Below are 5,166 nucleotides of genomic sequence, written 5' to 3' on the forward strand. Positions count from 1 at the left end.
GAGCGGGTTTTCTGGATCTGACGATCCTCGGGGGCTACGCTCGGCACTTCGATTCAGCGCTATTCTCGAGCCTCGCGCCTACGAGCGATTCCACAGTCCCGCCCGTCCCCACGAAATAGCTCGAAACTGTGCACTATCGTTGCTGAATGCCGAAGGCCGAACGTGTTATTGACGACGAGAGCTGCCCACAGGTAGTCTCAGACGCAGGACCTGTGGGAGAACATCCAAGGAGAGGCGATGGCCGCGAAAGCGGCACGCCGTCGCGGACTCGATAGCCGGCCAACGCAGCATCCGCTCCTCAGGGTAGCTTCTAAAACTGTTGTTGTTGCTGTTCTTCGCGTCCCTTCGCGTACTCCGCGCCCTTCGCGTCAAGCTGTTTGCTGTCCGACCACTTTCCCTCGCCGAAAGCACTCCAGATTCAACGCGATGATCGCGAAGGACGCGAAGAAAAGCTTTTCTCTTACACGCGTCGCCAGAAATCCGAGTACTTGAGCGCAAACAGCGACGCCATCATCAGCACCATCAGGCGTGTAAGCAAAGCCCAGCAACAGCGTGGCAAAGGCCAGCCCCGCCGTCATCAGAATGCGGCCCTTGTTGGCGGCGTGCGATATGGGACCCGCCACCAGCAGGGCGCCCAGTAGGCCACCTACCCCGACCGTGGCCAGCAGCGTGCCGTAGCCACCGGTGACAGTGAGTCGCACTCTATCGGCGATCTCCGGCGCCGGGGCTTGATGAGCAGCAGCCCCCACAGAACCGCCGCCTGCGACGACAGGATGCTCCGCGTCACTCGCACAATGCGCAGCTTGTCGCCAGATCCACGAAAGCGTCGGCATAAATGAAAAAGAGCACGATGGGGATAGCGACAGGCGGAATCCGGACGGATCCGTGCCATTCGACGAGTGGCTGGCGACGCTGACCCGTCCCAGCAAGACGCAGAATCTAGCCGCCGCAGGGCGACTGAAAGTCGCCGTGAGGCGGCTGGCCACGGAAGGGCATGAGTTACGACGCCCGACTTCCGCACCGTTGCGCGATGGTATTCACGAGCTTCGCGTGGAGGTCCGCAACATCAACTTCCGCGTGCTGTACTTCTTTGCCGGATCCGGCGTGGCTGTACTCGCCCACGGTTGCACGAAAGAGGGCAATGTGGAGAAGGCCGACGTGGAACGTGCGGTCGCGCGGCGTCTCGCGTATGAAGCCAACCCGACAGCGCACACGGCGCCGCCATTGCAGGAACGCCAATTCACCGCAGGGAGGTCGATCATGGCATCACGGAAGCAAGCTGACGGGCCCCGCAACGACGCAGAGGCGGTGTTCGACCGGTTGTTCGGGGACTCAGACGGATGGGAGGAGCGGGTCGCCGCGGCCACTGACGCCGTCCTACTCGCCGAAGAGGTGTACGCGCTTCGAGAGCGACACGGCCTCAGTCTACGCGCGCTGGCCAAGTTGATCGACTCGTCACAGTCGGCTATCGCCCGAATGGAAGATGCGACCTACCGGGGGCACTCGATCTCCGTTCTGCACCTCATCGCAGCGGCAGTCGGCGAGCAGGTCGTCGTGCGCTTCATGGCGACCACTGAGACTCGGAAACGAAAGGGCCCAGCGCCGAAGAAGCGACTCAAAAGCCGTTCTTTTTCTTGAATTGTTCTATTTGCTGTTGCCGTTCTTCGCGTCCCTTCGCGTACTCCGCGCCCTTCGCGTCAAGCTGTTTGCTTTCCGACCACTTTCCCTCGCCGAAAGCACTCCAGCTTCAACGCGAAGGGCGCGATGGCCGCGAAGAACGCGAAGAAGAACTTTTCTCTTACACGCGTCGCCAGAAATCCGAATATTTGAGTGCAAACAGCGACGCCATCATCAGCACCACGGCAGCGAAGGCGATCGCGTGTGGCGCCGATACCACACGCGCCAGCGCGCCGAGCGCGAACGAGCCCACTGCCTGCGACAGGCCCACGAACACGAGGCTGTAAAAGGCCATCAGCCGTCCGCGGTATTTCTCCTCGACCAGCAGCTGCAGCACGCCGTTGGAGAGCGCGTTGAAGGTGATCATGGCCATGCCCGTGGCAAAGAGTACCACGTACGCCATGGTCAGGGTGGTCGTGTAGGCAAAGCCCAACAACAGCGTGGGAAAGGCCAGCCCGGCCGTTATCAGGATGCGGCCCTTGTTGGCGGCATGAGATATGGGACCCGCCACCAGCAGGGCGCCCAGCAGACCACCTACTCCCACCGTGGCCAGCAGCGTGCCGTAGCCGCCGGCGCCCAAGCCCAGCTGATCGCGGGCGATCACCGGCATGAGCGTAAGAAACGGGCCGCCCAGCACCGCGCCCACCGTGACCAGCGCCAGCAGATCGCGTACCGGCCCCGGCGTGGCCAGATGCCGCAGCCCATCGGCGGCCCCGGCCGAACTGCGCTCGAACAACTCGTGCACGCCGGTGACCGTGAGTCGCACTCTATCGGCGATCTCCGGCGCGGGGAGCTTGATGAGCAGCAGCCCCCACAGAACCGCCACGAAGCTCAGGGCATTCAAGCCGAAGCACCACGCAATACCGAAGCGGGCGATCACCAAACCACCGATGGCCGGACCGATCACGCGGGCCAGATTGAATCCACTGGAATTAAGGGCAATGGCCGGCTGCAGGTCTTCGCGCCCCACCAGCTGAATGATCATGCTCTGGCGGGCGGGAATCTCGACCGCGCTACAGAGCCCCTGCACGAAAGCCAGCACAAGCAAAATCGGAATCGACACATGGCCGGTGATGGTCACCAGCCAGAGCACCGCCGCCTGCATTAGGAGTATGCTCTGCGTCACTCGCACAATGCGCAGCTTGTCGCCATGATCCACAAAGGCGCCGGCGTGCATGGAAAAGAGCACGATCGGCACGGCACCCACCGACGCTACGAGCCCGACTACGAAGGCGCTGTTCGAGAGCTGCAGGGACAGCCAGCCCACGGCCATCGTCTGCATCCACGAGCCCACGAGCGACATCGTCTGGCCGGTCCAGAAGATCCGGAAATTCCGGTGACGGGCGAGGACGCGGAAGGGGTTTGAGGAACGAGCGGCCGTTGTCATGCGTAGACGAAGTGTAGCGATGTCCTAAGCTCGGAGAGCAGTCGATGCGGTTCCACACGTACACCAAGTTCAATCCACAGCTGGCCGACGCGGTGGATCTTCAGTCGTTGCTCGACCAGCTCGCCGATTTCCTGCTCCAATCCGGCTTTGCCGGTGGCGAGCAAGGCCATTGGGGAGCCGATCAGGGCGAAGGTGACCGCTCGATGGACTCGCTCAAGGACGCGATTCTTCGTGCGCTCATCGAGAGCGGTCAGATCACGCCCGAGATGCTTTCAGCGCTCCGCGGCGAAGGGGACGACGTCTCTGAAGAGAAGCTGGCCGAGCTGCTGGATGGGCTGGTGCAGCGTCTCATTCAGGACGGCTTTCTGACCACCGACCAAGCCGGCTCGGTACCTGCCGGCCATCAGCCTGTGACCGGCAAGGGCTCAATCGGCCAAGCGGCCGCTAAAGACGTCCAGTTCAACCTGACCGACAAAGGCACCGACTTTCTCGGTTTCAAGACGCTGCGGCATCTCATGGGCTCCTTCGGCAAGTCCAGCATCGGCAGTCATGAAACGCCGCAGCTCTCCACCGGCATCGAGTCGGATTCGTGGAGCAAGCCGTACGAGTTCGGCGACGCGCTCAACCTCGATGTCCCGGCCACGCTGGCCAACGCGTTGGCGCGCAACGGCAATCTCGACGTGCCTATCGATCTCGACTACGGCGACCTCATGGTGCGGCAGTCGGAGTATCGGTCGAGCTGCGCCACGGTGCTGATGCTCGATACGTCACACTCCATGATTCTGTACGGCGAGGATCGCTTCACACCCGCCAAGAAAGTGGCGCTGGCGCTCACGCATCTCATCAAGACGCAGTTCCCCGGCGACACGATCCGCGTGGTGCTCTTCCACGACTCGGCCGAGGAAATCCCGATCGCCACGCTGGCCAAGTCACAGGTGGGGCCGTATCACACCAACACGGCCGAAGGGCTGAAGCTGGCACGGCGCATCCTGATGTCGCAGAAGAAGGACATGCGACAGATCATCATGATTACCGACGGTAAGCCGTCGGCGCTCACAATGCCCGACGGTCAGATCTACAAGAACTCCATGGGGCTCGACGGCTATGTGATCGCCGAGACGCTGCGCGAAGTCGCCGCCTGCCGGAAAAGCGGGATCATGATCAACACCTTCATGCTGGCGCGGGATAGGGCGCTGGTCGAGTTCGTGAAGCGGATGAGCGAGATCAGCCGTGGGAAGGCGTACTTCACGAACACGATGAGCTTGGGGCAGTTCGTGCTGATGGATTTTCTAAGGAAGAAGACGAAGCGGGTCAGCTAGCGAGGTGCGCTGCGACGCTCCCAGCGATCTCCCCGTGCGTCGGCGAGGCCTCGGACACGAGCGCGAGAAGGTGTAAGCCCAGCGGTGACGTTCCGTGTGTCAATGACCAGCTGTGCGTGATCGACGACAAACTGATAGTCGACGTTCTTGTGGTCCGTGATGATCACGACCGCGTCCGTAGCGGCGAGTGTCGTCTCGTTCAGGTCCACACCTTTGCGGGTGTGGCCATCCTCACGGAATTCATGCACGAATGGATCATGGAACTCGACGAGCGCGCCAAGCTCTTCGAGCAGACGGATCACGTCTAGGGCCGGGCTTTCCCGCACGTCGTCGATGTCACGCTTGTAGGCAACGCCGAGTACCAGCACACGGCTGCCGCGCACAGACTTGCTCATGTCATTCAGCGAATGCGAGATGCGCTTCACGACCCACTCCGGCATGTGCGAATTGATCTCGCTGGCGAGGTCGATGAAGCGCGTTTTGTAGTTCAGCGTGCGCATCTTCCAAGCGAGATAGTGTGGGTCGAGCGGAATGCAGTGGCCGCCGATGCCGGGGCCCGGCGTGAACTTCATGAACCCGAACGGCTTGGTAGCGGCCGCGTTGATGACTTCCCAGACGTCCACGCCCAGTTTGTCACACACGATGGCGATTTCGTTCACGAGGCCGATGTTGACGGCGCGAAAGGTGTTCTCGAGCAGCTTCACCAGCTCGGCCGCTTCCGGCGACGACACCGGCACGACGACGTCGATGCAACTGGCGTAGAGGGCGCTGGCGACCTCGACA

5 protein-coding genes are annotated in these 5,166 nt (G+C 62.0%); 2 read left to right on the forward strand and 3 right to left on the reverse strand.

The features are described from left to right. Positions 1 to 368: 368 nt before the first annotated feature. Positions 369 to 833, reverse strand: a complete 465-nt coding sequence (locus ACESNG_RS00740) for a hypothetical protein (RefSeq protein ID WP_373067294.1) — start codon at positions 831 to 833, stop codon at positions 369 to 371. A gap of 52 nt (positions 834 to 885) precedes the next feature. Between ACESNG_RS00740 and ACESNG_RS00745 the strand changes: the two genes are divergently transcribed. Next, a complete protein-coding gene (locus ACESNG_RS00745; RefSeq protein WP_373067297.1) occupies positions 886 to 1,638 on the forward strand; it encodes a type II toxin-antitoxin system RelE/ParE family toxin in 753 nt (250 codons plus the stop codon). A gap of 160 nt (positions 1,639 to 1,798) precedes the next feature. Here the strand turns inward: ACESNG_RS00745 and ACESNG_RS00750 are convergent, their stop codons facing one another. After that, positions 1,799 to 3,064: an MFS transporter gene (locus ACESNG_RS00750; RefSeq protein WP_373063334.1), complete on the reverse strand. Its 1,266-nt coding sequence runs from the start codon at positions 3,062 to 3,064 to the stop codon at positions 1,799 to 1,801. A 44-nt stretch (positions 3,065 to 3,108) separates the two neighbouring features. On the opposite strand from ACESNG_RS00750, the gene ACESNG_RS00755 reads away from it, so the two are divergent. Then, a complete protein-coding gene (locus ACESNG_RS00755) occupies positions 3,109 to 4,383 on the forward strand; it encodes a VWA domain-containing protein (protein WP_373063332.1) in 1,275 nt (424 codons plus the stop codon). On the opposite strand, the gene ACESNG_RS00760 is transcribed toward ACESNG_RS00755, so the two are convergent. Then, the coding region (locus tag ACESNG_RS00760; RefSeq protein ID WP_373067299.1) for a nucleotide sugar dehydrogenase at positions 4,380 to 5,166 on the reverse strand (787 nt) is incomplete at its 5' end. The genes ACESNG_RS00755 and ACESNG_RS00760 overlap by 4 nt on opposite strands.

The sequence above is a fragment of the Gemmatimonas sp. genome (genome assembly GCF_041689975.1).
In the GTDB taxonomy this organism is placed as follows: Bacteria; Gemmatimonadota; Gemmatimonadetes; order Gemmatimonadales; family Gemmatimonadaceae; genus Gemmatimonas.

What these genes read in the sequence shown, in the direction of transcription:
- ACESNG_RS00740 (WP_373067294.1), bottom strand. Translation starts at nt 833, where the DNA reads ATGCCGACGCTTTCGTGGATCTGGCGACAAGCTGCGCATTGTGCGAGT.
- ACESNG_RS00750 (WP_373063334.1), bottom strand. Translation starts at nt 3,064, where the DNA reads ATGACAACGGCCGCTCGTTCCTCAAACCCCTTCCGCGTCCTCGCCCGT.
- ACESNG_RS00755 (WP_373063332.1), top strand. Translation starts at nt 3,109, where the DNA reads ATGCGGTTCCACACGTACACCAAGTTCAATCCACAGCTGGCCGACGCG.